Origin of the sequence: Mesorhizobium sp. WSM3864, from assembly GCF_002294955.1 — a bacterium.
GTDB lineage: Bacteria > Pseudomonadota > Alphaproteobacteria > Rhizobiales > Rhizobiaceae > Mesorhizobium.
In genome coordinates this window covers 355,688-382,087 of the sequence record NZ_NSGD01000004.1, presented here as the reverse complement: position 1 = coordinate 382,087, position 26,400 = coordinate 355,688, and the positions used below count along the sequence as shown (strand labels likewise).

Genomic DNA, 26,400 nt, shown 5'->3' with positions numbered 1-26,400 from the left:
GATTTCATGGTTTACCGATATGGCCCCGGAGATTGACGTTCGACGATGACAGCTGAGGCCGCACGGACAGAGATGCACGGCTCCCGCCAGGGCGCCGCGATGGCGGCCGTCCATGTCGTTCGCCGCTTGCGCGAAGCAGGCGACTGGCAGCGCGAGATGGACAGCATACTGGAGGCACTGTGCCGTTCGTTGGACTGCCAGCGCGGCATTCTCTTCCGTTTGCGCGAGTTGCCGGGCGAGGGCTTCGCCCAGTCCGTGGCCTCCTATTGGATCGACCCTGCTTTTGGCGGCGAGCTCGCATCGCCTACCGTGATCATGCAGTCGATCATCAACTCCGATCCGCTCCTGGAGCAGTTGCAGGAGGATGAGCGCCAGGGCAAGGTCTTCGCCGGCCACACGCGCGACCTCGATGGTTTCCTGCGGGCCGACTTCGAGAAGCAGAACATAAAATCCTTCATTTCGGTGTCGGTCTTCGCCCACGGCCATCTCTGGGGCACTCTGGCGGTCAATGACTGCGCGGCCGAACGCGAATGGACGGATGAAGAGGAGGCGACGCTTCACATCATCGCGCTCGCCATCGGCGACGCCATCGAGCGCTCGCCCTCAGAGGCGCATGCCAGCGAGGTTATCCGCCGCACCATGCTGCAGGCTTCGCTCGACGCCATCATCGTCATCGACGAGGCCGGCTCCATCATCGAATTCAATCCGGCCGCCGAGAAGATGTTCGGCTTCAAGCGCAGCGACATCCTCGGCAAGGATCTGATCGACACGATCGTGCCGCACTATTACCGCAAGGGTTATTCGTCGGGCGCCGAGTACATGGCCGGACGGGGCGCGCCGATGGTAGGCCAGCGGCTGGAGACAGTGACCCAGAACGCGGCCGGCGAGATCTTTCCGATCGAGCTGACCGCGACGGAGATGCGGGTTGCCGACCGCCGGCTCATCTTCGGCTCGATCCGCGACCTGCGCGAGAAGCTGCACGCCGAAGAAGAGATCAACCGCCAGCGCGAGAAGCTGCACCAGAATGAGAAGATGGCGGCAATGGGCTCGCTGCTCGCCGGCGTCTCGCACGAGCTCAACAACCCGCTGGCGGTTGTGGTCGCGCAATCGACGCTGCTGCATGAATTCGCGGCCGACCCGCAGACCAAGGTGCGCGCCGAAAAGGTGCGCGCGGCCGCCGAACGCTGCGGGCGCATCGTCAAGAGCTTCCTGTCGATGGTCCGCCTGCATCCGACCGAGCAGGCCGAAACCGACCTTAACCAGGTGATGCGCTCGGCGCTCGAAGTGACCGCCTATGGTGCGCGCTCCAGCGGCATCATCATCGACACCGACTTCGCCAACGGCCCGCTGCTCGCCATGGCCGACGCCGACCATGTCACGCAGGTCGCGGCCAACTTCCTCATCAACAGCCAACATGCGCTGGCCGGCATCACCGGCGAGCGGCGCATCAAGGTGCGGACGTTTCGCAGCGAGCGCGGCAATCCCGGCTTCTCGGTCGAGGACAACGGACCCGGCATTCCCGATGCGATCCGCTCACGCATCTTCGAATCCTACTTCACCACCAAGCCGGTCGGCGTCGGTACCGGCATCGGCCTGTCGATCTCGAAATCGATCGTCGAGCGTCACAACGGCAACATCTGGTTCGAAGAGGTGCAGCCGCACGGCGCACGCTTCGTCGTCCAGTTGCCGGCGATTGTCGGCAATGCGGCAAAGGCCGGCGAGGGTCCGGCGCGGTCGAGCGGGCTGCGCCATGCGCTGATCATCGACGACGAGCCCGACGTCGCCGGTTCGCTGTCCGACATATTGGAGCTCATGGGGCTCAAGTCGCGTCTCGTGCCAAGCTGGACGTCCGCCGGCGAGGTGCTGAGCGGGCAGATGCCGCCGGACATCGTGTTTTCCGACCTGCGCATGCCGGGCACCAGCGGCATATCGATCTACCGTGAATTGCTGGCCGAACGGCCGGGGCTGGCGCAGCGTTTCGTGCTGGTCACCGGCGACCTCATCGGCGCCAAGGCCGAGATTGAGGCACTGCCGCCGCAGCAGCGGCCGCAGATCCTGGAGAAGCCCTTCTCGACGCTCGACGTCCGCGGCATCCTTGCGACCGTTGCCGATGTCGCGGCGGCCGACAACGGCGCCGACATCTGAAATTGCTCCCTCTGCGGCTTCACCTGGATATCGTCGGATTCGAAAAAAGAGGCTCCCGACCGACTTTGCGGCGGGAGCCTGACTGGAGCGCGGAGGGTGCGCTCAGGGGAGCCTAAAACACGTTCGGGGTGTCGGTCAGCGGCGCGGCATTGGCGATCATACGCACAGCTCGGGCCCGTTGCTGACCGGACTGCTCGGCAATGGCACGCAGGCATTCGGCGTTCTCGGCGCCCCAGCTCTGCCCTTTGCAGGCGAATTCGACTTGCGACTGCGGCAGGCGCGCGGTTTTGAGCGTCGTCGGCGCGCCCTCCACGATATTGGCCGGAGGATTGATCGAGGCGAAAGCGGGACCCGCGGCTGGCGCAAGCACCATGCTGGCGAAGGCGGCAACGCCCAGCAGCATGAACATCGTCATCGGATGGTCGCTGGCGCGCTGGCGCAACGCCAGCTTCGGACGGCGATCATTGCGCTCGGGACCATAAGAGCGGCGGCTGGCATCGGCGATCCGGACTTTAGCAAACATCGGCTGTTCCCTTCGTTATCTTTCTTTTTTCCTTGAAACGAACTTAACCGCACCACGTAACAGCCGAATGATAGGGCGCGATGGCCCATGTAACAGGACTGAAACGGGGATCGTTCTGTTCCTTTTGCTCCTGTCGGATGCGGCGGACTGTAAGCGACCTCACACAGGCGCAGAATTGGCATGGCTGTCGCGATCGTCCGATGCGCGAAGCGCGTCGAAACGGTGCCCTCACAAACTGCGGATCCGAAGCTGGAACCGCCGTGTTGCACTCCTGGTTAAGGCTCGGATTTTCCGCGATTTTCTCGGCTCGGATGACTGCAAGCCGGTCGCCATGATATTTCCATACTTTCACAAGCCATTGCATTTTAATGGAAAATATGCTTTTATTGAATGAGCATTCAACAAAACGAGAGCATTCTTATGAACCCGCACCTGCGTGACGTGGCGATCCCCAACGATTGGGACCGGCGGGGTTTGCCGGCGTGGAGTTACCACTCCAACGCCCTTCTCGAGCTTGAGAAGGAATACGTCTTCCGCAATCACTGGCAGATCGCCGGCCATGTCTCCGACGTGCCAAATCCGGGCGACTATCTGACGATGGACGTCATTGGCGAGCGGGCGCTGATCGTGCGCGGCAAGGACGGCGTCGTGCGTGCCTTCAACAACATGTGCCGTCATCGCGGCAGCCGCGTCGTCGCCGACAGCCAGGGCACCTGCAAGAACGCGCTGATCTGCCCGTTCCACGGCTGGGTCTACAATCTCGACGGCACGCTGCGGGGGGCTGCCCGTCCGCGCTCCTTCCCGGAACTCGACAAGACCGAGTTCGGGCTGATGCCGCTCGATCTCGAAGTCTGGATGGGCTTCATCTTCATCCGCTTCCGCAACGGTGGCCCGCAGCCTTCCGTGGCTGAACTCTTGAAGCCGATCGAGGCGGAGATCGCCCATTACAATGTTGCCGACATGGTGCCGTGCTTGGGCATCTGGACCCAGAAATCACCGGTCAACTGGAAATCGGTGCGCGACGTCGACAATGAGGGCTATCACGTCGCCATGGCGCATCCGGCGCTGCAGGACCTCTACGGCGCGACCTATTTCGACGAACCCTTCGTCAACGGCGTGTCGCGGTCCTTCGCCACCTACAACCCGCATGCCGGGCGGCGCTGGAGCGTCAACCAGTACATCAAAATAGCGCCCGAGCCGACGCACCTGCCGGAGCATCTGCGCAAAGCCTGGATCTACTACGGCATCTTCCCCAACAACGCGCTGTCGATCATGCCGGAATCGGTGCAGTTCTATCAGGAGTTCCCGCTGTCCACCGGCGAGACGCTGCTGCGCGGCGCGATCTATCGCTACAAGGACGAGACGCGGGAGCAGGCGGCGGCGCGCTACCTTGCCTACCGCATCGACCGCGACACCATGAACGAGGATGTCCAGCTCTCCGTCTGGTCGAACGATTCCATGCTCTCCGAGGCGTTCGGGGGCTTCTACCTCTCCGATCTCGAATATGGCGTGCGCACCCACCACGACCATCTGCGCAGGCAGGTGCCGGTGCTGAACTTGGAGACCGCACCGGAGGAAAAGGACATGTGGGGATTGAACGACGCGCTGCGGTCGAAGGGGTGAGCGTCTTCCCTTCTCCCTGTTACACGGGGAGAAGGTGCCCGAAGGGCGGGGCAGTGCAAGCGCCTCACAATTGGCTCTGGCTCCCGAACCTGAGGGAGCGTCTGAACTAAATCTCGCAAGCTGGCGCTGCCCCTCACCCGCCGGCTACACTCCCCGTAGAGCGGGGAGAGGAGCGCTCTCACCCCCGCCAGACGCCTTCCTTCCTCAGATCATCCATCGTGCGCGAGATGCCTTCGCGCAGGATCGCGACCATGTCGTCGATCTGCTCGCGGCTGATAATGAGCGGCGGCGACATCACGCACATGTTGATCAGCGGCCGCACCAAGAGACCGAGCTCATGGCAATGCGCGTCGATACGCTTTCCCACATCCTTGTCGAGCTGCAGCGGATCCTTGCTCTCGCGGTCGGCGACGCATTCGACGCAAGCCATCAGGCCGGCGCCGCGTACCTCGCCGACCAGAGGCAGTTCCTCGAGCGTCTTCAGGCGCGCCTGGAAATAGGGCGCGATCTCGCGCGCATGCTGAAGCACGCCCTCTTCCAAAAGATCGAGGTTCTTCAGCGCGACGGCGCAGCCGATCGGATGGCTGGTGTAGGTGAGGCCATGGCCAAACAGCGCATCGGGATGGTTGGAGCGGCGCAGTTCCTCCAGCAGCCGCTCGGAGATGATCACGCCGCCAAGCGGGAAATAGCCCGAGGTCACCCCCTTGGCGAAGGTGATCATGTCCGGATCGAGGCCGAACACGTCGCCCGAGGCAAAGACATGGCCGAGCCGTCCGAAGCCGGTCACCACCTCGTCCGAGACATAGAGTATCTCGTTCTCGCGGCAGATCTCACGGATGCGCTTCAGGTATCCGTCCGGCGGCACGACGACGCCGCCCGAAGCTTGCACCGGTTCGCCGACAAAGGCGCCAATGCGACCGGCGCCGACGCGCGCGACCGTGTCGCGGAACTGGTCGACGAGGAAATCGGTGAATGCGTCGATGCTCATCTCCTTCGGCCGTCGGAACGGATCGGGCGAGGAGAGCTTGATTACCAGCTCGTCGGCACCATCCATCCAGTGCCGGTCGCGTGGGCGGCCGTTGAGCGAGGCCGACAGGTAGGTCGAGCCGTGATAGGCGCCGCCGCGGCTGATGATCAGCTTCTTCTCCGGCCTGCCGCGCACATTGTTGTAGAACTGCATGAAGCGCAGCGCCGTCTCCACCGCCGACGAGCCGCCGGTGGTGAAGAAGGTGTGACTGAGATCGCCGGGAGCGGCATCGGCGATGCGTCTCGCAAGCTCGGCTGAGGGCGCATTCATCGTATACCAAGGCGTGTTGTAGGACAGCGCCATCGCCTGGTCGTACATCACCCTTGCCAGTTCCTCGCGGCGATGCCCAACATTGATGCACCACATGCCGGCCGGACCGTCGATCAGCCGCTTGCCGGATGCGTCGGTGATGTAGATGCCCTCGCCCTCGCCGATCAGCGCCCGTGCCTCGGCGCCGACCGAACCGGCATAGGGCCAGGGCTGGACCAGATGACGCTTGGCCAGCTCGACCGCATCGTCGTCCCCGGGCTCGACAACTTCCCTCGCCTTGATCTCTCGTGCAGCCGCCATCTTAGCCTCGCATGGTCCGTTGCGGTGATTTCCAGAGACATGAAACGAAGCGGAAAAGCCATGGAAATTCGGCTTTTCGTCACTTCATTTTGAATGTCCATTCAATCAATATTGCAGAAATAGCGCTTGATTTCAATCGGCGGATGCGCTCATGATGAAAGAAAGCCGGCAAGTCTGGAGTGATCGCTCCGGGCACATAAATTGGGACCAGGCAGTCGGCGCCGATCAATGGGAAGGCCGTATGGCGGGACAGTCCGAGCCGGCAACTGCAATCACGCCCGGAGCGCTGCAATGACGGCCGCCGCGGAAGGGTCGCCCCCGCTGCGCATGGCGAGAGCCAGACGAGGTGCCCTTCCGCAATCGGAAGCCGTCCAGGGCATTGCGCTGATCAGCCCGACCTTCCTTTACGCGCTCATCCTTCTCGTCCTGCCGATCCTGGTTGTTATAGCCCATTCCTTCTGGACGCAGGACTACCTGACCATCGACCACACATTCACGCTGGAGAATTATCGGATCGCGCTGACCGAGCCGATCTACCGCGACCTGCTCTGGCGCTCGCTCTACATCTCGCTGACGGTCAGCCTGCTCACCGTGCTGCTCGCCTATCCGATCGCCTATTTCATTTCCTTCCATGGCGGCCGCCAGAAGAGCCTCTGGCTGTTCCTCATCACCATCCCGTTCTGGACCAGCTACCTGCTGCGCGTGATGTCGTGGAAGGTGATCCTCGGCTATAATGGCGTGCTCAATTCCGGCCTGATGGGCCTCGGCTCATCGACGAGCCGTCGACTGCGCTGCTCTACAATTCCAGCGCCGTCATCATCACGCTGACTCACGCCTGGGCGACCTTCGCCATCCTGCCGATCTTCGTTTCGCTGGAGAAGGTCGACCGCACCCTGGTCGAAGCGGCGACCGACCTCGGCGACGGGCCGCTGCGCTCCTTTCTGCGCGTGACCTTGCCGCTGTCGGCGCCAGGCGTCATCTCAGCGGCGCTGATCGTCATGATCCCGACCGTCGGCGACTACGTCACTCCGAAGCTGGTCGGCGGCAAAGACGGCGTCATGATCGCCAACGCCATCCAGGCGCAATTCGGCAAGGCGTCGAACTGGCCGCTCGGCGCAGCACTCTCCGTCACCACCATGGTCATCGTCTCGCTGATGGCCGGCGCCGCGGTGCTGGTCATCCGCGCGCTGCAGAGGCTGGCGCGATGACGGCGATCAGACGTTACCTGCCAAGCTGGCTGTCGAGCTACGCCGCGCTCTACATCCTCTTCCTCTATCTGCCGGTGATCTTCCTGCCGATCTTCTCGATCAACACCGCGGCGACGCCGAAATTCCCGCTCTCAGGCGTCACGCTGCATTGGTACCAGGACCTGCCGCGCACGCCGGCACTGATCGACGCCACCTGGAACAGCTTGGCTGTCGGCGCCTCGGCCGCTATCCTGTCGACCGTGTTCGGCATTCTCGCCGCCCGTTCGATCACCCGCTACCGCTATCCCGGCCGCTGCACCGTCAACGGGCTGATCATGGCCCCGCTGGTGCTGCCCGAGGTCATCGTTGCCATCTCGATGCTCCTGGTGATGCTGCAGCTGGGCTTGAGCCTGTCGCTGTTCACCGTCGTGCTTGGGCATGTGCTGGTCTGCATTCCCTATTCGATGACGGTGCTGACCTCCGGCTTCGAAGGCTTCGACCGCAGCCTCGAGGAAGCCTCCGCCGATCTCGGCGAAAGCGCCTTCGGCACCTTCCGGCGCGTGACGCTGCCGATGGTGGCGCCGGCGATCGTCTCCAGCCTGCTGGTCTGCTTCACCATCTCGCTCGACGAGTTCATCATCGCCTTCTTCCTCACCGGCACCGAGGCGACGCTGCCGATCTACATCTGGGGACAGCTGCGCTTCGCGGCCAAGCTCCCCGGCGTGCTGGCGCTCGGCACCTTGTTGTTGGCGGCGTCTTTCGTGCTGATGACCGTTGCCGAGATCCTGCGCCGTCGCGCGGCGAGACGCACCCAGAACGAGGGAGGCCTCTATGCTTGAGCGGGTCCAATCCGAGCGAACGATGTCCGATCGCGCCATGATCGAGATCCGCGACGTCACGCGCAGCTACGGCGCGTTCAAGGCGTTGGATAATGCATCGCTCGCGATCAGGGAGGGCGAGTTCTTCTCGCTGCTCGGGCCGTCCGGCTGCGGCAAGACCACTCTTTTGCGCATGATCGCCGGCTTCGACACGCCGACCAGCGGCTCGATCGCGGTCGACGGCCAGCCGATGGACGGCATTCCCGCCAACCGGCGTCCGACCAACATGGTCTTCCAGAGCTACGCGATCTTCCCGCATCTCAATGTCGAGCAGAACGTCGCCTACGGGCTGAAGCGGCTGAAACTGCAGGGCGGCGAAGAAAAGCGCCGCGTCGAGGAGGCGCTGGCGCAGGTGTCGCTGACCGGCCTTGGCAAGCGCCGCGCCACCGAACTCTCCGGCGGCCAGCGTCAGCGCGTGGCGCTGGCCCGCGCGCTGGTCATGCGTCCCAAGGTGCTGCTGCTCGACGAGCCGCTATCGGCTCTCGACAAGAAGCTGCGCGAGCAGATGCAGGTCGAGTTGCGCCGGCTGCAGCAGGCGGTCGGCATCACCTTCGTGCTGGTCACGCACGACCAGTACGAGGCTTTGGCCATGTCGGACCGCATCGCCGTGATGTTCGGCGGCTGTATCGCGCAGGTCGCCTCGCCCAAGGAAATCTACCAGCGCCCGGTCAACCGCCAGGTCGCCGACTTCCTCGGCGGCATGAATTTCGTCAAGGCCGAGATCGTCGAGGAGAACGGCGCGTCCTTGGTTGTCGACACGCTTGGCTTCGGGCGTGTGAGGACCGACAAGCCGAAGGCCTTCGTCCGCAACGGCGGCGCGGCGACGCTCGGTATCCGGCCGGAGCGGCTGCGCGTGCTCTGGGACAATGCGACGGCCAAGTTCGAGGTCGCCGGCAAGGTGGTCGAGCGCCACTATTTCGGCGAGATCACGCATCTAATCGTCGAGATCCCGGGGCTGGAAAAGCCGCTCTCGGTGACCGAGACCAATGATTTCGGCGCCGACGACATTCCGGTCGGCGCGCCGATCCGTCTCGCCTACGACCCAGAGGCCCTGGTGGCGATGGCGGACTGAAGCCGCGCCAAAATCTTCCCGGCGGCGATGCGTCCGGCCACGATCGCGCCCTCGACATAGGCGGGGAAGGACGGCGACACTTCCGACGACGCAAAATGGATCGGCGGCGCGCCGGCAAGGATCGTGCGCTCGGCATCTCTTGCCGTCACGTCGACGATGAGATCGCTATAGGCGCCGCCGCTCCAGCGGTCATCCGTCCAGTCGCGCTGGCTGAAATCGAGAATATCGGCCGCGTCCGGACCGAGCGCATCCGCGAGCTTCGCAATGACCTCGGCGCGCAACGCCGCAGCACCCAGCTTGCGGCAGCGCAGCGCCAGCGGTCCACCGATGAAGACGACGAGCGCTGCATGCTCGGCGTCCCTGCTGGCATCGCAGGCAAACAGGCCCGGCATGTCGCGCCACATAACCATTCCGCTCAGATCGCGCTCGCGCCAGAACGGCCTGGCATAGCGGACGAGGATCTTGACCACCGCGCCGCTTTCCCAGACGCCGAGCGCCTTCTTCAAGGCCGTTGACAAGGCAGGCCGAAAGTCGAGCCTGTTGGCCGTCGCAGGCGGCAGGGCGAGCAGGACCTCGCGCGCCTCGACGGCGCCGCTGCCGGCGACGACACGAACGCCGGACGGCCCGCGCTCGACGCGAATGACCGGCTCGTTCAGCCGCAGCCGGTCACCGAGATCGCCCGCCAGGTCCGCGGCCAGCGACTGCATGGTCTCGCGCAGAGAATATTGCAGTTCCGGGACGTCGTTGGTGATGCGGCGATCATTGTCGATCAGGTACCAGAGCGGCACCTTTTCCAGCGCCAGGCACCACAGTCCTTCGATCATCGAGCGGAAGGCGGCTTTGGCATCTACCGGATCGGTCTGGCGTTCGAGCCAGGAGGCGACGGTCAGCCCGGCGATCGCGGGATCGTCAGGCTCGGTCCAGTTCATGCGGTCGCGGATCGCCATCGCGGTCACATAGGTCTGTCCGGCCTGGTCGACCGACATCGGTGGATGGGTGATGAAATCGCCATCGACAAAGGTTTTGACGAAGGTCTTGCCGCGCGCCCTGGCCAGCGCCATCAACTCCGGCATGTCCTCGCACAGGAACTGGCCGCCGCTGTCGATCAGCTCGCCGAGCCCGTTTCGCGCACCTTCCACACGACCGCCGACGCGGCCGCGCGCTTCCAGGACAAGGAAATCGATGCCGGCGCGCTTCAATTCGAGCGCGGCCGACAGGCCGGTGAAGCCGGCGCCGACGATTGCAACGTCGGTGCTTTCGATCTTGCTGTTCAATAGCCGGCCTTGATCTTCTCGAACTCGGCGATCATCTTCAGCTTGAGCTCGGAAGGCAGCGGCTGCTGGAACAGCGTCTTGTCGACCCATTTTTCCACGTTGTCGTAGCCCTTTTCCTTGAGCACCGCCTGGTCGACACCGGCCATGCCCTTGGCGTTGGCTTGGCCGTAGCCCCAGTCCTTGACCAGCACCTTGGCGACTTCCGGATCGTTGACGGCATTGAGATAGTCATAGGCCTTGTCAATGTTGCCGGGCGCGTCCTTGAACAGCACATAGCCGCACACCCAGGTCGAGATGCCCTCGTCGGTATCCTTCTTGGACTTGATCGGCACGCCGGCGGCCTGCGATTGCACCGCCGCGTCGTTCCAGGCCCAGGCCAGATCGACCTCGCCGCCTGAGAGCAGCTGCACGATGTCGGTGGTGTCGGTCCAGTAGGAGCGCACGTTCTTGTGCACCTGGCGCAGGAAATCGGACGCCTGCTTGAACTGCTCGTCCGTCATCTTTGTCCAGTCCTTCAGCCCGATGGCGAGGCTGGCCAGCGCATAGGCGTCGTCGACATTGTCGCCGATCGAGACGCGTCCCTTATACTTGGGATCGGCGAAGGCCTTCAGCGACTGCACGTCCTTCTCGGCGATCTTGTCGGAGTTGAAGGTGAGCTGCGTGTCACCCCAGTCCCAAGGCATGAACCAGGCTTTGCCGTCGGGGGTGGTGGCAAGGTCCTTCATCGCCATGATGCCGGGGTTGAGATCCTTCCAGCCGGCGATCTTGGAGGTGTCGAGCGGCTGCAACAGCCCCGCCTCGCGCCACTTCACCACGCTTTGCGAACACGGATGGCCGAGGTCGGCCTTGAAGCCGGAGCGGATCTTCTCAAATGCCTCGTCCTCATCGCCGAAGAAGGCGAAGGTCGGCGAGTCGCCGTCCTTCTCGACATATTTGCCGTGGAAGCTGGGGTCCTCATAGCCGGACCAGTCGAACACGATGAGGTCCTTGTCGGCGGCAACGGCGAACGCTGCCGCCGAAGATGCCAGCGCGCCAGCGAGCGCCAAAGTAAGTGTCAAGCGTCGGCTGAGTTTCTTCATGCTGTTCCATCCTCTTTTGGTCTTGCCGGTCTTGCTGGCCGGCTGTTGCTAACCCCGGGCCGTCGTTAACCGTAGTGTTTCGGAAAGGCCGCGGCCAGGAACGCGTTGGCGGCCTGCAGCGCGGTCTCGCGCGTGGTGTCCTGGGTGCCCATCATCAACCGCAGCCACAGGCCCTCGAGCATGGCCGATAGCGCCAGCGCCATGACCTGCGGCTCATAGGCATAGCCGCCGCCTTGCTTGAGCGTCGCGCAGAGATCGATGAACACCTGCTGGTAGTAAGCGTCGCGCGAGCTGCTCAGCGCCTGGTAGGTCGGCCGCGATTTGGCCTCGCCCCAGAAGGCGCACCAGGCGGCGAGCTTGCGCTTGTTACAGATCGAGCGATCGAAGTCGGCCCACACCAGCGCCTGCAGCTGCCGCGCCGGATCGTCGCCTGCCTTCTGCAAGGCCGCGCGCCAATGCGCCGAATACTCGTCATACATATATTGCAGCGTGGCGACGAGCAGCTTCTCCTTGCTTTCGAAATGGAAGTTGACGATGCCGCGGGACAGGCCCGCGCCGTCGGCCACATCGGCCATCGTCGTTTCCGCATAGCCGCGCTTGGCCAGTGAATCGATCGTCGCCTCGATCAACTGGAGTTGCCTGACTTCTTTCGAAGCCTTGCGGCCGCGCTTCTCGGCGTCTCCTTTTCGTGCCGGTTCGGGCAAGGCATCCCTGGCCTCTGCATTCTTCATGAGCGTGACGGTCTCCAGCATTGCCGGCTATCCGACCGGCTTCCAACCGCGCAGATGAGTGGGGCGGTGCTCACCACTGTCAAGCACCTTCTGCATCGCCTCCCAGGTCCGGATGTTCTTGTCGACATAGGCCCCGCCGACCGCGGCGGCGAGCGCTTGATAGAGTGGCCCCTTCAGGCGCGCCAGTTCCTCCCGCGCCACCTCGCTGTACCATGCGTTGCGGTCGCGGACGCTGATGTCGCGGAAGCCAGCACGACGCATCGCCTCGGCGTAGCGCGCCGGCGAAGCCATGGCAAAGGACAAGCCTTCCGCCGCGAGATAGGCCTTCATGTCCGCAGACGGCTCGCCGTCGTGCGAGATCATCCAGTTCGACGCGGCGAAGACGCCGCCGGGCTTCAGCACGCGGAAGATCTCGGCGAACAGGGCATCCTTGTCCCGGACATGCAACAGTGCGTCCTTGGAGAAGACGACGTCGAAGGAAGCATCAGTGAAAGGCAGCAGTCCAGGCGGCGCCTGGAGGAAGCTCACGCGGTCCTGGAGACCCTGCGCAGCCGCCTTTCGCTTTGCCGTCTCGATCACCGGCCTCTCGACATCGAAACCGGTCGCATGCGCCGCACCATGGCGCGCGACCAGATCCAGCGTGACGCCGCCGGCGCCGCAGCCGAGATCGAGGATCGTCTTGCCCTTGAGCGAGAGGCCTTCGACCACGCGGTCCACTTCGTCCGGGCCGCCCGGCGACAGGTAGCCATCGCCCCAGAGCGCCTCGAGGAAGCGAACGGCCGCGTCGTCATATTCCGGCTCGGCGTTAGCCGTTTCGATCATCGGACTGAGCCTCAAATGCCGAAGTCACCTTCGCGCTAGTGGACACCAGAAATGCGGGGCAAAGCCTAGCGCATCAACGCAGAAACGCAACACCATTTGTTGAACATTCATTCAAAATGGCTGGACAAAAAACCGTGACCCGTGCCAAATTCGGCTGATCAGGGAACAAATCGCACCCAAAAACGGACGGCCGGAGGGAGGTTGAGCGCACATGAAGGCATGGGACGCGATCGTCATCGGCGGCGGCCACAACGGGCTGGTCAACGCCGGCTATCTGCAGCGCGCCGGGCTCGACGTGCTGGTGGTCGAGAAGAACGACTGGGTCGGCGGTGCGGCCACCAGCCGCGAGCTGACGCCGGGCTTTCTCTACTCCAACTGCTCCTATGTCTGCTCGCTGTTCCGGCCCGAGATCATGCGCGATCTGGAGCTGCCGCGCTTCGGCCTGCAGGTGATCTCCTATGAAGGCGGCGCGGTGTTCACGCGCGACGGCGACTATCTCGCCAACTACCGCGACCACGATGCGCATCGCCGCGAATTCGCCCGCTTCTCCAATCGCGACGCCGAGGCCTACGACCGCTATTCGCGCGACGTCACAAGACAGTGCCGCTTCATCCAGCCGCTGTTGATGCGCACCGCGCCCGATCCCACCAGCTTCAAGCCGCGCGATCTTGGCGAGCTGCTCTATCTCGGCAAGAAATTCGCCGGTCTCACCGCTGAGGAAATGGCGCTGACCTTGCGCTTCTGGACGATGTCGATCTCCGACTTCCTCGACGAGTATTTCGAGACCGACGTCATCAAGGCGAACTTTGCGCTCTCCGGCATCATAGGCACGGCGCTTGGGCCCATGTCGCCCGGCACGGCCTATGTCCTGCTCCACCACTATATGGGTGAGGTCGATGGCTCGGTGGGCGCCTGGGGCTATGCGCGTGGCGGTATGGGTGCCGTGACCAAGGCGCTCGCCGCCTCGTTCAAGGCCTCCGGCGGCACGATCCGCACCGGCGCCGAGGTCGAGCGCGTGCTGATCAGGAACGGCAGGGCCAAGGGCGTCGTACTGGCCGGCGGCGAAGAGGTCTATGCCAAGCTCGTCGTCTCAAACGCCGACGTGAAGCGCACCTTCCTGAAGCTGGTCGAGGAGAAGGAGCTGCCCGACATCTTCCTTCGGCGGGTCAGGAACTTCAAGATCCGCGGCTCGTCCGGCAAGGTCAACATCGCGCTCGATTCGCTTCCCCAATTCCCGGCTCTGCCGAAGGATTCGCCGGTCTATCGCGCCGACATGCACTTCACCGATTCAATCGAGCGCATGGAGCGCGCCTATGACGACTGGAAGGCCGGGCGCTGGTCGGCCGATCCCTTCCTCGACATGGTGATCCCGACCACACTCGACCCGACCATGGCGCCGCCGGGAAAACATTTCATGAGCTGCTTCGTGCAATACGCGCCGCCCAAAATTGGCGGCCGAGACTGGACGGACGCCGACCGCGACGGCTTCGCCGAGAGCGTGGTTGCGCAGATCGCCGAATATTCGCCCGGCTTCCGCGACCGCATCGTCCATATGGAGGTGCGCACGCCGCGCGAGATCGAGGCCGAGGTCGGCCTCACCGAAGGCAACATCTTCCAAGGCGAACTGACCTTCGACCAGCTGTTGTTCAACCGCCCGGTGCCGGGCTACGCGCAATACCGCTCGCCGGTCGGCGGCCTCTATATGTGCGGCTCCTCCACTCATCCGGGCGGCGGCGTCATGGGCGCGCCCGGACGCAACGCCGCCGCCGAAATCCTGCGCGATCTCGCCAAGCCAACCCTGCATATGAGCCCAGCCCATGACGTCATCTGAAGCGAATTGGGACGCGATCGTCATCGGCGGCGGCCACAACGGCCTGGTCGCCGCCGCCACGCTGGCGAAATCGGGACGCAAGGTGCTGCTGCTCGAGGCCGGCAAGGAGGTCGGCGGCGCGGCGCGCACCGAGGAATTCGCACCGGGGTTTCGCGTCTCCTCGGTCGCTCATCTGCTCAACCGCCTGCATCCCGATGTGGTGAAGACGCTGGAGCTCGAGCGCCACGGGCTGAAGATCGAGCGCGGCGATTTCGTGCCCTCGGTCGCATTGTCGAAAGACGACCCGCTGGTGCTGCACGGCGCCTATGGCGAGGCGCTGACGGGCGCCAGCCCCTCGGAGCAATCGGCTTGGCGCGACCTGCGCGCGCAGCTGTTGCGCTATGCCGGCGTTTTGAAACCCTTTCTGTCGCGCCGCCCGCCGGACCTTGCCGGCATGTCGCTCGCCGAAATGACCGGGCTCGGCCAGACGGCGCTGGCGCTGAAGAAGCTCGGCAAGGAGGACATGCGCGACTTCCTGCGCGTGCTCTTGATGAACGTCTACGACCTGCTCGACGAGCAGCTTTCCGACGACAGGCTGAAAGGCCTGCTCGCTTTCGACGCGACACTGGGCAGCCATCTCGGTCCGCGCTCGCCGACATCGCTGCTCGGCCTCTACTATCGGCTCGCTGGCGAGATCGGCGGCCTCGCCGGCGCGCAGATACAGCCCAAGGGTGGCATGGGCGCGGTCGTTGCCGCCATCCGCTCGGCGGCCGAGCAAGCGGGGGTTTCGATCCGTCTGGCTTCGCCGGTCGCCAAGGTCGTCGTCGAGAAGGGCCGCGCCGTCGGTGTCGTCACGCAGGGCGGCGAAGCGCTGCGCGCAAAAGCCGTCGTCTCGGCAATCAATCCCGCAACCACGATCCTCGATCTGGCCGGGCCGCGCGAGGTCGACACCGGTTTCGTGCGCAAGATGAAGAACATCCGCATGAAGGGCGATGCGGCGAAGCTTCATCTCGCGCTCGACCGGCCGCCGCAATTTGCCGGCGTCGACGCCGCTGGCCACAAGGGCCGACTCGTCATCGCGCCTTCGCCGGACCATGTCGAGGGCGCCTTCAACCAGTCGAAATATGGCGAGTTCTCGCCCGAGCCGGTGATGGAGATCACGCTGCCCAGCCTGGTCGATCCTTCGCTGGCACCCTCCGGCGCCTGCGTGCTCTCCGCGGTGGTGCAATACGCACCTTATGCATTGAAACAGGGCTGGACCGCCGGCAAGCCGCAGTTCCTCAAGGCGATCATGGCGCAGCTCGAAGCCTATGCGCCTGGCATCGGCGCCACGGTGCGTGGCGCCGAACTTCTGACTCCGGCCCACATCGAGGCACGCTACGGCATGCCCGGCGGCCACTGGCACCACGGCGAATTGCAGGCCGACCAGATGCTGATGTCGCGGCCGGTCTCCGGCTGGTCGGGCTACGACACGCCGCTCAAAGGGCTGTTCCTTGCGGGCGCCGGTTCGCATCCCGGCGGCGGGATCTCCGGCGCCCCCGGCCTCAACGCCGCACGCCGCATCATCGCGATGAGGGCATGAGATGATTTCGCCATTCACAAACGCAGCGCTCTACGACGCCAACATGAGTCGTCATGTGAAAATCAATTCCGCCCGCACTCTTGCGCAATCCCACTTCCGCACGCTTCGGCTCGGCACACCTTTCCAGCCGCGCATTGACGCGATCGCGCTGACAAACGGCTGGTACAATTGGGCCGGCTACCGCGCGCCGCATTCGCTCTGGGACGAGGAGCTGGAATATTTTGCCATTCGCAGCCAGGCGGCACTCTTCGACATCTCGCCGATGACGAAATACCGGATCGAGGGTCCGGACGCCGAAGCCTATCTCGACCGTGTCACGCTGCGCGACGTGACCAGGCTGAAGCCGGGCCGCGTCCACTACACCGCCTGGTGCGACGACGAGGGTTTCGTCCTCGATGACGGCACGCTGTTCCGGCTGTCGCCGACGCGCTTTCGGCTGTGCTCGCAGGAGCGGCATCTGCCCTGGCTGCTTGACAGCGCCATCGGCTATGAGGTCAGCGTCGAGGAAGAAACCGAGGCGATCGCCGGGCTCGCGCTGCAAGGCCCAACCTCCTTCGCCATCCTGCGCGACGCCGGCTTTGCCGGCATCGAGCGGCTGAGGGTTTTCGACCTCGCCGACTTCGCGCATGACGGCGCTGCCGTCACCATCTCGCGCACCGGCTTCACCGGCGATCTCGGCTACGAGCTGTTCGTGCCGGCGGACAAGGCGTTGAGCCTGTGGGACCGGCTGATGGCGGCGGGCGGGCTGCGCGGCATCCGCGCCATCGGCTACACGGCGCTCAATCGCGCCCGGCTAGAAGCCGGGCTGATCGTCGCCAATGCCGACTTCACCACTGCCGGGCATGCCATCCGTGCCGACCGCCTGCGCATGCCGGACGAGATCGGCCTCGGCTTCATGGTCGATCCGGACAAAGGCCACTTCAACGGCCGCCGCCCCATCTTCGAAGCGCGGGCGAAGAAGCAGCTGCGCCATGTGCTGGTCGGGCTGGAGATCGAAGGCAACATCCCGGCCGAGCACGCCATCGTCTACTGGAAGAAGAGCGGGGAGGTCGGGCTCGTCAGCGCGGCGATGTGGTCGCCCATGGCCAAGCGCAACATCGCCATCGCCTCCTTGCAACGGCCTTACGGCGATACGGTCGTCGACGACCTCTGGGTCGAGATCTACGCCTTGCGCGAGCTGCGATACCAGAAGCTGATGAAGCGGGCGAAAGTGGTGCCGCGGCCGTTCATCAAGCTCGATCGCCGCACCGCCAACCCGCCGGCGGATTTTTGACGTGGAAGGGGATGCGGACAGGCTGGACGCGGAGGCGGAAGCGGCCGAGCAGTGGCAGCTGGTCAACACGCCGCTCGGCGAGATGTGGTCCGGCCGCACCCGCTATGCGGCGGCGATGTTCTTCTTCAAGCGCGGCGAGATGGATGCCGAGACGCTGGAGGTCTACCGCATCTGCGCCCGGCTCGACCATGAAGACCCCTTGCCGATCATCCGCGACCGCGGTGTCGGCAAGGAATGGCTGAAGCGCATGGGTGCGTAAGCCCGCAGCGCGACGGAGCTGCGCTCCTGCTTCGCCCTATGATGGCGACGTTTGGGGGAGCGTTCTGGCCCAATTCCGAACGTCCAAGATTGTCACTTTATCCGATCGTCTTTTCAAGGACACGCAGCCAGTTCCGAAAAGCGATCTTGTCGATCAGCGCGCGCCCGAAGCCGCGAGCGGCGAGCGCGTCGAGGAGCTTCGGCAGGCCTGCCACGTCGCCGATCACCGCCGGGATCATGGCACCGTCGAAATCGGATCCGAGGCCGACGCCGTCCTCGCCCAGCGCCTGCAACAGCGACTCGATGTGGCGCAGCATGATGTCGAGGCTGGTGTCGGCATTCATGCGGCCGTCTTCGCGCAGGAAGCCGGTGGCGAAGTTCAGGCCCACCATGCCGCCCGTTTCGCGGATCGCGCCGAGCTGCCAGTCGGTGAGGTTGCGCGAATGGCCGCAGATCGCATGCACGTTGGAGTGGGTCGCGACCAGCGGCGCGTCGCTGAGCGCGGCGACATCGCGAAAGCCCCTCTCGTTGAGATGCGAGAGGTCGATCATGATCCTGAGCTTGTTGCATGCCTTGACCAGCGCCTTGCCGGCGTCGGTCAGGCCCGGCCCGGTATCGGGCGACGAGGGAAAGCGGAACGGGACGCCGTTGCCGAAGGCGTTCGGCCGGCTCCAGACGATCCCCAGCGAGCGGAGCCCGGCGGCGTGGAGCACGTCGAGCATGGCAAGCTCGGGATCGATCGCCTCGACGCCTTCGATATGGAACACCGCGGCGATCGAGCCATTCGCCATCGCCTCGCGCACATCACCGGCGCTGCGGCAGACGGTGAGCGCGCCGGCGCGCTCGAGCCTGAACAGGATCGAGGCCATGCCGATGGTCGAAGTGACCGCCTCGGCGCGCGGCAGTTCCGGCGGCAGTGGCTCGTTGTCGCTCGGCGCCGGCGGCACGGCGCTGCGTTTGGTCTTTTCGATCGGCGGCGGAAAGATCGCGAACATGCCGCCGGCAAAACCGCCCTTTTTGGCGCGCGGCATGTCGATGTGACCGCCCGGCGTGCCCTCGATGAACAGCTTTTCGACATCGGCTTCGTTCGACTGGTAGAGCCTGAGCAGCGTGTCGTTGTGGCCGTCGAAAACGGGAATGAGGTCGGATTCGGTCATCAGGCCATTCGCTTTTTTGAGGTGGCGGATCAGGGCGGGAGAATCCCAGGTGATCTGTCTAATTAGGCAAGATGGCCGAACTGCGCAAATGCCAGACGCGTGTTCGCATTTATGGCTGGGCGGCTCTCTTCCTTCTCCCCTTGCGGGCTCCGAAGGACGGGGCCCCCGGGCGGTGGATCGGCGCGCAGCGCCAAGACGGTTTAGGGTGCTGCAGCGGAGTGAGACGTCGGTTTTCCGTGGAGCTCCCCTCATCCGGCCGCTTCGCGGCCCCCTTCTCCCCCGGGGGAGAAGGGGAAGACAAGTGCTACTATTTCAGCACGTCGGCCCATTCCGGATGGCGGCGGAACTGGGCGTTGGCGAAGGGGCAGAGCGGGATTATCTTCTTGCCCGCCGCGCGCGCGTCCTCGACGGCGCGGGCTACCAGGCGAAGCCCGGCGCCCTGGCCGCGAAAGACATCCGGCACCTCGGTGTGATCGATGATGAGCTGGTGCTCGCCGACCTTGGTGAAGGTCATTTCGGCCTCGGCGCCGCCTGGTCCGCGCAGCAGGTAGCGACCCTTGGAGCCGCGATCTTCCAGTTCGATCTCAGGCAGCTGGTCAGCCATTTTTCTTGCCTCCTGCGCCGACGAGCGAGAGGGCAAAGAGCCGCCGCGCCGCTTCGATTTCATTCGGCCGCACCTCGTGCCCGCCGTCGTGCCATTCCACTGTGACATCGGCCCCGTCGGCGCGCAAATAGGCCTCCAGCCGCGTTGTCAGGTTCGGCGGGCAGATCGGGTCGCGCCTGCCGGCCGTGATCAGGATGCGGCGCCCGGCAAGGCTGCCCTGCACCTGCGGCTCGAACGGGATCAGCGGATGCATCAGCGCCGCGGCATCGAACAGTCCTGGCTCGGCGAACACCACCGAGGCCAGGATGTTGGCACCGTTGGAATAGCCGAGGCCGAACACCGCCGAGGGCTTTGCCGCTTCGACATGCGCCTTGACGAAGCCGGCCATCTTGGCCGTCGCCCGCGCGAGGTCGTCCATGTCGTAGACGCCTTCGCCGGTGCGGCGGAAGAAACGGGCGGCACCTTGCTCCGACACATCGCCGCGCGGCGAGACTAACGTCGCCGAAGGCGCGAGTTCGCGACCGAAGGACAGAAGCTGGTTCTCGTCGGCTCCGGTGCCGTGGAAGACGAACAGCAGCGGGCCGCCCGGCGAACCGGGCAGCACTTTGTAGATGTAGGCGTCCTTGCTCATGGCGTCAGTCTTCCAGCTTCTGCAGATGCTGTTCGAGATAGGGTCTCAGATGCTGATGCTGCGTCGGCAGCTTCAACGCCTCGCCGAGATGCGCGGTGTCCTCGTCGCGGTCGAAGCCCGGCTCGTTGGTCGACACCTCGAACAGCACGCCGCCCGGCGTGCGGAAATAGATCGCCCAGAAATAGTCGCGATCGATGACCGGCGTCACGCCGTAACCCGTGTCGACAAGCGCCTTGCGCACTTCGAGCTGCCTAGCGCGATCCTCGACCGCGAAGGCGACATGGTGCACAGAGCCGGCGCCGAGATTGGCAAAGCCTGCGCCCGGCAGCGATTCGATGTCGACGACGTCGGCGCCGTTGCCGTTCTTGATCGCCATCCGGCGGATGTTGCCGGACTTGTCGACCTCTTCATAGCCCATGAACTTCAGCAGCTCCTCGGTGGCGCCGCCGTCCTTCAGTCTCAGCGCGACCGAGTGGAAGCCGCGGATCGCCTCATTGGCGGGGACGCCGCCCTTCACCCAGGGCGCTCTGCCGTCGGCCTTGTCTTCGACCAGCGCAAAACTGTCGCCGTCGGGGCCGGTGAAGGCAAGCCGCTTCTCGCCAAAGCTTTCGCTGCGGCCAACACCGCTGACGCCCTCGTCGGCGAAGCGCTTTTCCCAATAGCCGAGCGTGCCTTCCGGCACTGAGAAGACGGTGGTGCCGACCTCACCCACCCCATGCCGGCCCTTGCCGATGTCCGGGAACGGGAAATAGGTCATCACCGAGCCCGGCGTGCCGAACTCGTCGGCATAGTAGAGGTGATAGACATCCGGCGCGTCGAAATTGACGGTCTTCTTCACCCGGCGCAGGCCGAGCTTCTTGGTAAAGAACTCATTGTTGCGGCGCGCATCGCTTGCCATCGAGGTAACGTGATGCAGGCCCTTGATCTGATTGAGCATGGTCTTGCTCCTTCCCTATCCTTGCTGCGGCCCTTGCCGCTGTCCACCGCAATATGAGGATAGCGCCTGGCCCGGCAAAGCGACCAAACTCAGAATGGACTGTATCACAAAAGTGAACGGCCATAAGACCGATGTTCACCAATTGATGAAGCTGCCTCCTTGCGCCGATCGGGAAATTTCGGCTCCATGAGCGGGCGCACCGTCTTGAGGAGAAGAGTTTGGACAACCGAGTGAGCCGCCCGAATGTTCTTCTCATCACCTGCGACCAGTGGCGCGGCGATTGTCTGTCGGCGGCGGGACATCCGGTGGTGAAAACGCCGAATGCGGATGCGCTCGCGGCCGAGGGCGTGCTGTTCCGGCGCCACTACGGTGGAGCGGCGCCCTGCTCGCCGGCGCGCGCCTGCCTCTACACCGGCCTCTATCAGATGAACAACCGGGTCTGCCGCAACGGCTCGCCGCTCGACGCCCGCCACGCTAACATCGCGCTTTCCGCACGCGCGGTGGGTTATGACCCCACGCTGTTCGGTTATACCGATGTTGCGCCGGATCCGCGCCGGCTTGCGGCCGGCGATCCGCGGCTGAGGAGTTATGAAGGCGTGCTGCCCGGCTTCAGCGTCCGGCAGTTGCTGCCCGAACATCAGAAGCAGTGGCTGTCCTGGCTGCGGACGCAAGGCGTCGACACGAGCGCCGGGGCACCGGGCATCCATCGTCCGGCTGGCAAGCAGGGCAAGGTCGGCGATGATGTAAGCAACGCGCCGCCGGTCTATTCGAAGGACCAGACGCCGGCGGCCTTCCTGGCCGGCGAATTCATCCGCTGGCTTGGCGAACAGGAGCAGGCGGCGCCGTGGTTCGCGCACATCTCCTTCATCAGCCCGCACCCGCCTTTCATCGTGCCGCAGCCCTACAACACCATGTACGACCCGGCCGACGGCCCCGCTTTCCGGCGCGCGACGAACTGGCAAGCCGAGGCGCAAAGCCACCCCTACCTCGCATACGATCTTGGCCTGCAGAAGCGGACGAAGTTCGTTCCCGGCGTCGAGGGCAAGGTGCGGGATTGGAGCGAGGAGAATTTCCGCCGAATCCGTGCACTTTACTACGGCATGATCTCCGAGCTCGACGCGCAGCTCGGCCGCATCTGGGAAGCGCTGAAGGCGGCCGCCAGGTGGGATCATACTGTGGTTGTGCTCACCTCCGACCATGCCGAGATGATGGGCGACCACTTCATGCTTGGCAAAGGCGGCTTCTTCGACGCCAGCTACCACATTCCGCTGATCGTGCGCGATCCGCGCCGGACAAATGCGGCCGGCGCATCCATCGATCGTTTCACCGAGGCGGTGGACGTCTTCCCGACCTTGCTCGACCTGATCGGCGCAGCACCCGAACCGCACCTCGACGGCAGGTCGCTGGCGTCCTGGCTCGACGGCGAGGAGCCGGCCGACTGGCGCGACGCGGCGCACTGGGAATTCGATTTCCGCTCGGTCGCCGACGGCGAAGCCGAGCGGCATTTCGGCATCGGCTCACGCGACTGCAACCTTGCCGTCCTTCGCACCGAGGCTTTCAAATATGTCCATTTCGGCGGCGGCCTGCCGCCGCTTCTCTTCGACCTGTCTAAGGATCCGGACGAGTTGAGCAACGTCGCGCACGACCCCGCCTATCTGACGGTGCGCGTGGAACTCGCCGAGAAGATGCTCACCTGGCGCGCCAACCATCTCGACCAATCACTCGCGCTGGCGGAGCTGACAAAGGACGGAGTGGTCGGCCATGTGAGAAAGACAGCAGGCAGCAGGGAATAGCGAAACGCGCATTCCCTGCTGCCCGCTGCCCGCTGCCTGGTCCCTTACTGCAGGACCATCCTCTGCTTGTCGCGGTTTGCGGCATAGGAGCTCTTGTCGTAGGCTGCCTGCGCCTCCAACTGCTCCTTGGTGAAGTTGGTGTAGAGATACTTGTTGCCGTCCTTGTCGGTCATGAACTTCAGCTTATCCATGCCGAGGGCGACTTCCTTCTCGCCGATGCCGAGGAAACCGCCGACATCGATAACCACCGCATCCGGCTTGTTGTCGGGCGTCAGCACGACGTCGCCAATCTCGCCGATCTCGACATCGTTGGCGCCGTATACCGTGGTGCCCTTCAGGTCGTCGACTCTGATGTTGCCCATCGGCATTTCGTTCAACGTCGATTTGTCGATCGAGGCTGTCTTGGTCGTGTCGGTGGCGGCTGTGCCGGCATCGGCCGGCTTGTTCTCAGCCGTCGTATTCGCAGCCGGCGCCGCGGGCTTGGTCTCAGCCGTCGTCTGGGCCGGCTGAGCCGGTTTGGCCTCCTTGTCGGCCGTGGTGTCGGACGAGGTCACGGCAGGGGTGGTCGTTGCCGGAGCAGTGTTCGAAGCCGTGGTGGCTGCGGCCGGCGCCGGATCATAAGCCTTGCGGTTGAAGTCCGGCTGAGCCTCCAGCTCTTCCTTCGTCGTCTCGGCGATCAACCAGCGATCGCCATTCTTCTCCGCCCATTTGGCCTTGGTGAAGTCGAAGGTAACGTTCTTCTCGCCAATGCCCAGGAAGCCGCCGACGCCGATCACGAGGGATTCGGCCTTGCCGTCCTTGGCAAGAACGATGTCGTTGACGTCGCCGATCTTTTGGGCGTCGTCGGCGGTGCCGTTATAGACCGACTCGCCCATGATGTTGGTGGCGAGATTGCCTTCAGCCTTCTCTACCGGCTGGGCCGGCTGCGCGGGCGCTTGCGCCGTTCCGGTGTCGGTGGTCGCAGGCTGCGTGGCATCGGTCGTTTGCGCCGGGGCCGGATCATAGGCCTTGCGATCGAAGGCCGCCTGTGCGTTCAGCTCGTCTTTGGTCGTCTTCGCTACGAGCCAGCGGTCGCCGTTCTTCTCGGCCCATTCCAGCTTGTTGTAATCGAACGCGACATCCTTGGTGCCGACGCCGAGAAATCCGCCGACGCCGATGATGACGGATTTTACGTTGCCGCTTGCATCGAAAACGACGTCGTCGACCTTGCCGATGTCTTCGGCATCGTCGCCGGTCCCATTATAGACGGACTCACCGATGATATTGGTCATCAGCGCCCCGTCTGCACGTACTACTGGAGCTTGGGTCTCGGCGGCGGGCGCGGGGGTTTCCGTTGCGGGTGCCTGCGCCGGTGCAGGCGTTGTGTTCTGCGCAATGGCCCCGGTTGCTAGGAGGGTTGCAAGCGCGGTCGTTGCAAAAAGAGTGCGGATCATGATCGTCTCTCCTCGTGCCTGATTTTCCTACGCGCCGCGTTCGCGGCCTCGCACAAGGCAAGGGCGAGCGCGGCAATATTCCACGATTTCACAACGTCGTGAGGGGAGCCTTGTTCCAAACGGCGCCCGTCCACGGCGCTTGCCTTGCGCGCTGGCGCGGAACCTTCGGCGGCCCTTTTCCGTTTCAGCCTGCGGCTGAGAGCTCGTTTTTGGCCTAACAATAGCAGGACGGAGAGGGGCATGCGGTTTGCTGCGGTGCTGAACAAGGACGGGGGCACCCTGCGCACGACCGATGTTCCAGCCTTTGCCGGCCGGGTCCGCGAGCTTCTGGAAGGGGCCGGCCATTCGGTTCAGATCGACATCGTTGCGGGCGGCGAAATCGCCTCGGCGTTGGAAAAGGCCATAGCCATGCGCAACGTCGATGTCGTGCTGGCCGGAGGCGGCGACGGAACGGTGTCCACCGCCGCCTCGCTTCTGATGAACAAGAAGAAGGCGTTGGCCATATTGCCGGCCGGTACGATGAACCTTTTCGCGCGCAGCCTTGGCATCCCCCAGACACTGGAAGCCGCCTTGAAGGCCTTTACCGACGGCGAGGTCAAGGCGGTCGATATGGCGACCGCGAATGGCCGTCCCTTCGTGCATCAATTTTCAATCGGCATGCATGCCAGAATGGTCCAGCTCCGCGAGAAGATGGATTTTGGCTCGCGGCTGGGAAAGATGCGGGCGTCGGTTCGCGCCGCATGGGCAACGATCAAGAACCCGCGCACCCTCAAGGTGACCTTGACCATCGGCAAGACCGACATCGTCACCCGCGCGACCGGAATTGGCATCAGCAACAATCTGTTCGGCGAGGGTCATCTGCCTTATGCGGACAATCCGGCCGGCGGCGTGCTTGGCATCTATGTCAGCGTTGCGCGCCGGCGCCGTGACTTGGTAAAATTGCTGCTTGCCATGCTGCGCGGCCGATGGCGCCAAAGCGAACATGTCGAAATGCACCAGGCTGACAAAGCCGTGCTGAAAATTCATTCCTCGCCGACAAAGTTCAAGGCGGTGATGGACGGAGAGTTGGTCAAGCTGGAACGCGAAACCACGGTCGAAATCCATCCAGCGACCCTTAACGTGCTGGTCCCTAGAAGCAGCGCGCAGGCAAAGGCAGCCTGAATGGAGCCAAGACCTCAAAACTACTGCGGTTGACCGCTGGGAGCAGGCGCCTGCTCGGTCCCTGGAGGTTGTGGGACGTGCTGCTGCTCGGTGCTCGGCTCTTTGATCAGCACTCCATAAATCTCGGCTACGCCCCAGGCGATGAATACCAGCAGCAGCCCGGCGACGAGAATCCTGAGCGCATGCCAGCCCCAATGCCCCTGGCGGGCTTCGTTTTCAGGAACGGTCTTGGGCATGGTCGGTCTCCAGGTGTGGGGGCGGGCACGCCGAGCACGGCATGGTCGGGTAACGGACCCTTTCCGCGAAAGTTCCCAATCCGACAGCTATATCCGGCACGGTCGGCCGCCCCGACCGGCTTGCCGCGCCTATGGCGTTTCGCTGCGATCCTTTTCTCGAGGCCCAGCCTTCACGTTCTCGCGGTAGATGGCGTAGGCGGCGAGCGCGATCGCGGGCGCGAGAAGCGTCCCCAGGCCGCCCTTGCTTTTCGCGAGCGCCGGGAGCAGAGCGAGCGCCGCGGTAACGCCAACCGCCGTCATGTCGGCCTTTCGCCTTCGCGCGCGCCGCCGCGCCCGCATGCTGGTTGTGAGCTTGTGGATCACGACAATCAGCCCGGCGATCACCAGGAAGCCGATGCCGAAGCCGAGGCTGGTCGCTAACGGCCCGTAGCGCTCCGCCAGCCAGATAAAGGCCGCGCCGATGAGGAAACCGACGCCGCACAGGGCAAAAACACCGGCAAGCCCGTAGAGGATTGCGGTCAGCCGCGCTCTTTGCAAGGCCGCCACCGCCTCGCCGGAAGCAAGGCCGGAAATAAGCGAAACCAGCGTCCCCAT

General features: G+C 64.2%; 23 protein-coding genes and 1 pseudogene. 11 read left to right on the top strand and 13 right to left on the bottom strand.

The genetic code is table 11. The features are described from left to right. Window positions 1–45 precede the first annotated feature (45 nt). Window positions 46–2,145, top strand: a complete 2,100-nt coding sequence (locus CK215_RS12235; protein WP_170950282.1) for a sensor histidine kinase — start codon at window positions 46–48, stop codon at window positions 2,143–2,145. A 112-nt stretch (window positions 2,146–2,257) separates the two neighbouring features. Here the strand turns inward: CK215_RS12235 and CK215_RS12230 are convergent, their stop codons facing one another. Next, window positions 2,258–2,668: a hypothetical protein gene (locus tag CK215_RS12230; protein WP_095831058.1), complete on the bottom strand. Its 411-nt coding sequence runs from the start codon at window positions 2,666–2,668 to the stop codon at window positions 2,258–2,260. A 420-nt stretch (window positions 2,669–3,088) separates the two neighbouring features. Between CK215_RS12230 and CK215_RS12225 the strand changes: the two genes are divergently transcribed. Continuing rightward, window positions 3,089–4,291, top strand: coding sequence for an aromatic ring-hydroxylating dioxygenase subunit alpha (locus CK215_RS12225; protein ID WP_095831057.1), 1,203 nt, complete (start codon window positions 3,089–3,091; stop codon window positions 4,289–4,291). A gap of 178 nt (window positions 4,292–4,469) precedes the next feature. Here CK215_RS12225 and CK215_RS12220 read toward each other — a convergent pair whose 3' ends face one another. Beyond that, window positions 4,470–5,888, bottom strand: a complete 1,419-nt coding sequence (locus CK215_RS12220; RefSeq protein ID WP_095831056.1) for an aminotransferase — start codon at window positions 5,886–5,888, stop codon at window positions 4,470–4,472. Between the two features lie 291 nt (window positions 5,889–6,179). Here CK215_RS12220 and CK215_RS32400 point away from each other — a divergent pair. From CK215_RS32400 to CK215_RS12205, 3 genes and pseudogenes are all read left to right on the top strand, one after another. Continuing rightward, window positions 6,180–7,096, top strand: a pseudogene (locus CK215_RS32400) (ABC transporter permease). Next, window positions 7,093–7,914, top strand: coding sequence for an ABC transporter permease (locus CK215_RS12210; protein WP_095831055.1), 822 nt, complete (start codon window positions 7,093–7,095; stop codon window positions 7,912–7,914). Before CK215_RS32400 ends, CK215_RS12210 begins: the two are co-directional and overlap by 4 nt. Window positions 7,915–7,951: 37 nt before the next feature. Then, window positions 7,952–9,025, top strand: a complete 1,074-nt coding sequence (locus tag CK215_RS12205; protein ID WP_095831130.1) for an ABC transporter ATP-binding protein — start codon at window positions 7,952–7,954, stop codon at window positions 9,023–9,025. On the opposite strand, the gene CK215_RS12200 is transcribed toward CK215_RS12205, so the two are convergent. The 4 genes from CK215_RS12200 to CK215_RS12185 all read right to left on the bottom strand — a co-directional run bounded on the left by CK215_RS12200 (window position 8,989) and on the right by CK215_RS12185 (window position 12,931). Next, window positions 8,989–10,299 carry a flavin monoamine oxidase family protein gene (locus CK215_RS12200; RefSeq protein ID WP_095831054.1) on the bottom strand — a complete coding sequence of 437 codons (1,311 nt, stop codon included), beginning with the start codon at window positions 10,297–10,299 and terminating at the stop codon, window positions 8,989–8,991. The genes CK215_RS12205 and CK215_RS12200 overlap by 37 nt on opposite strands. Next, window positions 10,296–11,378, bottom strand: coding sequence for an ABC transporter substrate-binding protein (locus CK215_RS12195; RefSeq protein WP_067001264.1), 1,083 nt, complete (start codon window positions 11,376–11,378; stop codon window positions 10,296–10,298). Before CK215_RS12195 ends, CK215_RS12200 begins: the two co-directional genes overlap by 4 nt. A gap of 65 nt (window positions 11,379–11,443) precedes the next feature. Further along, window positions 11,444–12,130, bottom strand: coding sequence for a transcriptional regulator BetI (gene betI, locus CK215_RS12190; protein ID WP_095831053.1), 687 nt, complete (start codon window positions 12,128–12,130; stop codon window positions 11,444–11,446). Between the two features lie 6 nt (window positions 12,131–12,136). Further along, a complete protein-coding gene (locus tag CK215_RS12185; RefSeq protein WP_095831052.1) occupies window positions 12,137–12,931 on the bottom strand; it encodes a class I SAM-dependent methyltransferase in 795 nt (264 codons plus the stop codon). 211 nt (window positions 12,932–13,142) lie between these two features. Here CK215_RS12185 and CK215_RS12180 point away from each other — a divergent pair, with 211 nt between their 5' ends. From CK215_RS12180 to CK215_RS12165, 4 genes are read left to right on the top strand one after another with little or no spacing between them, the layout of a single operon-like run. After that, a complete protein-coding gene (locus CK215_RS12180) occupies window positions 13,143–14,762 on the top strand; it encodes an NAD(P)/FAD-dependent oxidoreductase (protein WP_095831051.1) in 1,620 nt (539 codons plus the stop codon). Further along, on the top strand, window positions 14,749–16,323 hold the full coding sequence (locus CK215_RS12175) for an NAD(P)/FAD-dependent oxidoreductase (RefSeq protein WP_095831050.1): 1,575 nt from the start codon (window positions 14,749–14,751) through the stop codon (window positions 16,321–16,323). The genes CK215_RS12180 and CK215_RS12175 overlap by 14 nt, the downstream gene beginning before the upstream one ends. A gap of 43 nt (window positions 16,324–16,366) precedes the next feature. Then, entirely contained in the window at window positions 16,367–17,596 is a 1,230-nt protein-coding gene (locus CK215_RS12170) for an aminomethyltransferase family protein (protein ID WP_095831129.1), read from the top strand. 1 nt (window position 17,597) lies between these two features. Beyond that, entirely contained in the window at window positions 17,598–17,855 is a 258-nt protein-coding gene (locus CK215_RS12165) for a hypothetical protein (protein ID WP_095831049.1), read from the top strand. A gap of 97 nt (window positions 17,856–17,952) precedes the next feature. Here CK215_RS12165 and CK215_RS12160 read toward each other — a convergent pair whose 3' ends face one another. From CK215_RS12160 to CK215_RS12145, 4 genes are all read right to left on the bottom strand, one after another. Continuing rightward, complete coding sequence (locus CK215_RS12160) at window positions 17,953–19,011, bottom strand: dipeptidase (RefSeq protein ID WP_067001270.1); 1,059 nt, start codon at window positions 19,009–19,011, stop codon at window positions 17,953–17,955. Window positions 19,012–19,318: 307 nt separating this feature from the next. Next, entirely contained in the window at window positions 19,319–19,615 is a 297-nt protein-coding gene (locus CK215_RS12155) for a GNAT family N-acetyltransferase (protein WP_095778179.1), read from the bottom strand. Next, a complete protein-coding gene (locus tag CK215_RS12150; protein ID WP_095831048.1) occupies window positions 19,608–20,246 on the bottom strand; it encodes an alpha/beta hydrolase in 639 nt (212 codons plus the stop codon). The genes CK215_RS12155 and CK215_RS12150 overlap by 8 nt, the downstream gene beginning before the upstream one ends. Window positions 20,247–20,250: 4 nt before the next feature. Then, complete coding sequence (locus CK215_RS12145) at window positions 20,251–21,183, bottom strand: VOC family protein (RefSeq protein ID WP_095831047.1); 933 nt, start codon at window positions 21,181–21,183, stop codon at window positions 20,251–20,253. Between the two features lie 230 nt (window positions 21,184–21,413). Here CK215_RS12145 and CK215_RS12140 point away from each other — a divergent pair, with 230 nt between their 5' ends. Beyond that, entirely contained in the window at window positions 21,414–22,976 is a 1,563-nt protein-coding gene (locus tag CK215_RS12140; protein ID WP_245418666.1) for an alkaline phosphatase family protein, read from the top strand. A 44-nt stretch (window positions 22,977–23,020) separates the two neighbouring features. Here the strand turns inward: CK215_RS12140 and CK215_RS12135 are convergent, their stop codons facing one another. Beyond that, entirely contained in the window at window positions 23,021–24,409 is a 1,389-nt protein-coding gene (locus CK215_RS12135) for a PRC-barrel domain-containing protein (protein ID WP_095831045.1), read from the bottom strand. Window positions 24,410–24,649: 240 nt separating this feature from the next. Between CK215_RS12135 and CK215_RS12130 the strand changes: the two genes are divergently transcribed. Next, complete coding sequence (locus CK215_RS12130) at window positions 24,650–25,570, top strand: diacylglycerol kinase family protein (RefSeq protein ID WP_095831044.1); 921 nt, start codon at window positions 24,650–24,652, stop codon at window positions 25,568–25,570. Window positions 25,571–25,590: 20 nt separating this feature from the next. Here CK215_RS12130 and CK215_RS12125 read toward each other — a convergent pair whose 3' ends face one another. After that, window positions 25,591–25,806, bottom strand: a complete 216-nt coding sequence (locus tag CK215_RS12125) for a hypothetical protein (protein ID WP_095831043.1) — start codon at window positions 25,804–25,806, stop codon at window positions 25,591–25,593. A gap of 129 nt (window positions 25,807–25,935) precedes the next feature. Next, entirely contained in the window at window positions 25,936–26,400 is a 465-nt protein-coding gene (locus tag CK215_RS12120; RefSeq protein WP_095831042.1) for a phage holin family protein, read from the bottom strand.

Bases quoted from the DNA above. Each gene is read 5' to 3' on its own strand.
- CK215_RS12135 (WP_095831045.1), bottom strand. From the start codon at position 24,409: ATGATCCGCACTCTTTTTGCAACGACCGCGCTTGCAACCCTCCTAGCA.
- CK215_RS12145 (WP_095831047.1), bottom strand. From the start codon at position 21,183: ATGCTCAATCAGATCAAGGGCCTGCATCACGTTACCTCGATGGCAAGC.
- CK215_RS12210 (WP_095831055.1), top strand. From the start codon at position 7,093: ATGACGGCGATCAGACGTTACCTGCCAAGCTGGCTGTCGAGCTACGCC.
- CK215_RS12155 (WP_095778179.1), bottom strand. From the start codon at position 19,615: ATGGCTGACCAGCTGCCTGAGATCGAACTGGAAGATCGCGGCTCCAAG.
- CK215_RS12235 (WP_170950282.1), top strand. From the start codon at position 46: ATGACAGCTGAGGCCGCACGGACAGAGATGCACGGCTCCCGCCAGGGC.
- CK215_RS12175 (WP_095831050.1), top strand. From the start codon at position 14,749: ATGACGTCATCTGAAGCGAATTGGGACGCGATCGTCATCGGCGGCGGC.
- CK215_RS12180 (WP_095831051.1), top strand. From the start codon at position 13,143: ATGAAGGCATGGGACGCGATCGTCATCGGCGGCGGCCACAACGGGCTG.
- CK215_RS12130 (WP_095831044.1), top strand. From the start codon at position 24,650: ATGCGGTTTGCTGCGGTGCTGAACAAGGACGGGGGCACCCTGCGCACG.
- CK215_RS12125 (WP_095831043.1), bottom strand. From the start codon at position 25,806: ATGCCCAAGACCGTTCCTGAAAACGAAGCCCGCCAGGGGCATTGGGGC.
- CK215_RS12170 (WP_095831129.1), top strand. From the start codon at position 16,367: ATGAGTCGTCATGTGAAAATCAATTCCGCCCGCACTCTTGCGCAATCC.
- CK215_RS12195 (WP_067001264.1), bottom strand. From the start codon at position 11,378: ATGAAGAAACTCAGCCGACGCTTGACACTTACTTTGGCGCTCGCTGGC.
- CK215_RS12150 (WP_095831048.1), bottom strand. From the start codon at position 20,246: ATGAGCAAGGACGCCTACATCTACAAAGTGCTGCCCGGTTCGCCGGGC.
- CK215_RS12205 (WP_095831130.1), top strand. From the start codon at position 7,952: ATGATCGAGATCCGCGACGTCACGCGCAGCTACGGCGCGTTCAAGGCG.
- CK215_RS12120 (WP_095831042.1), bottom strand. From the start codon at position 26,400: ATGGGGACGCTGGTTTCGCTTATTTCCGGCCTTGCTTCCGGCGAGGCG.
- CK215_RS12160 (WP_067001270.1), bottom strand. From the start codon at position 19,011: ATGACCGAATCCGACCTCATTCCCGTTTTCGACGGCCACAACGACACG.
- CK215_RS12230 (WP_095831058.1), bottom strand. From the start codon at position 2,668: ATGTTTGCTAAAGTCCGGATCGCCGATGCCAGCCGCCGCTCTTATGGT.
- CK215_RS12225 (WP_095831057.1), top strand. From the start codon at position 3,089: ATGAACCCGCACCTGCGTGACGTGGCGATCCCCAACGATTGGGACCGG.
- betI (WP_095831053.1), bottom strand. From the start codon at position 12,130: ATGCTGGAGACCGTCACGCTCATGAAGAATGCAGAGGCCAGGGATGCC.
- CK215_RS12185 (WP_095831052.1), bottom strand. From the start codon at position 12,931: ATGATCGAAACGGCTAACGCCGAGCCGGAATATGACGACGCGGCCGTT.
- CK215_RS12220 (WP_095831056.1), bottom strand. From the start codon at position 5,888: ATGGCGGCTGCACGAGAGATCAAGGCGAGGGAAGTTGTCGAGCCCGGG.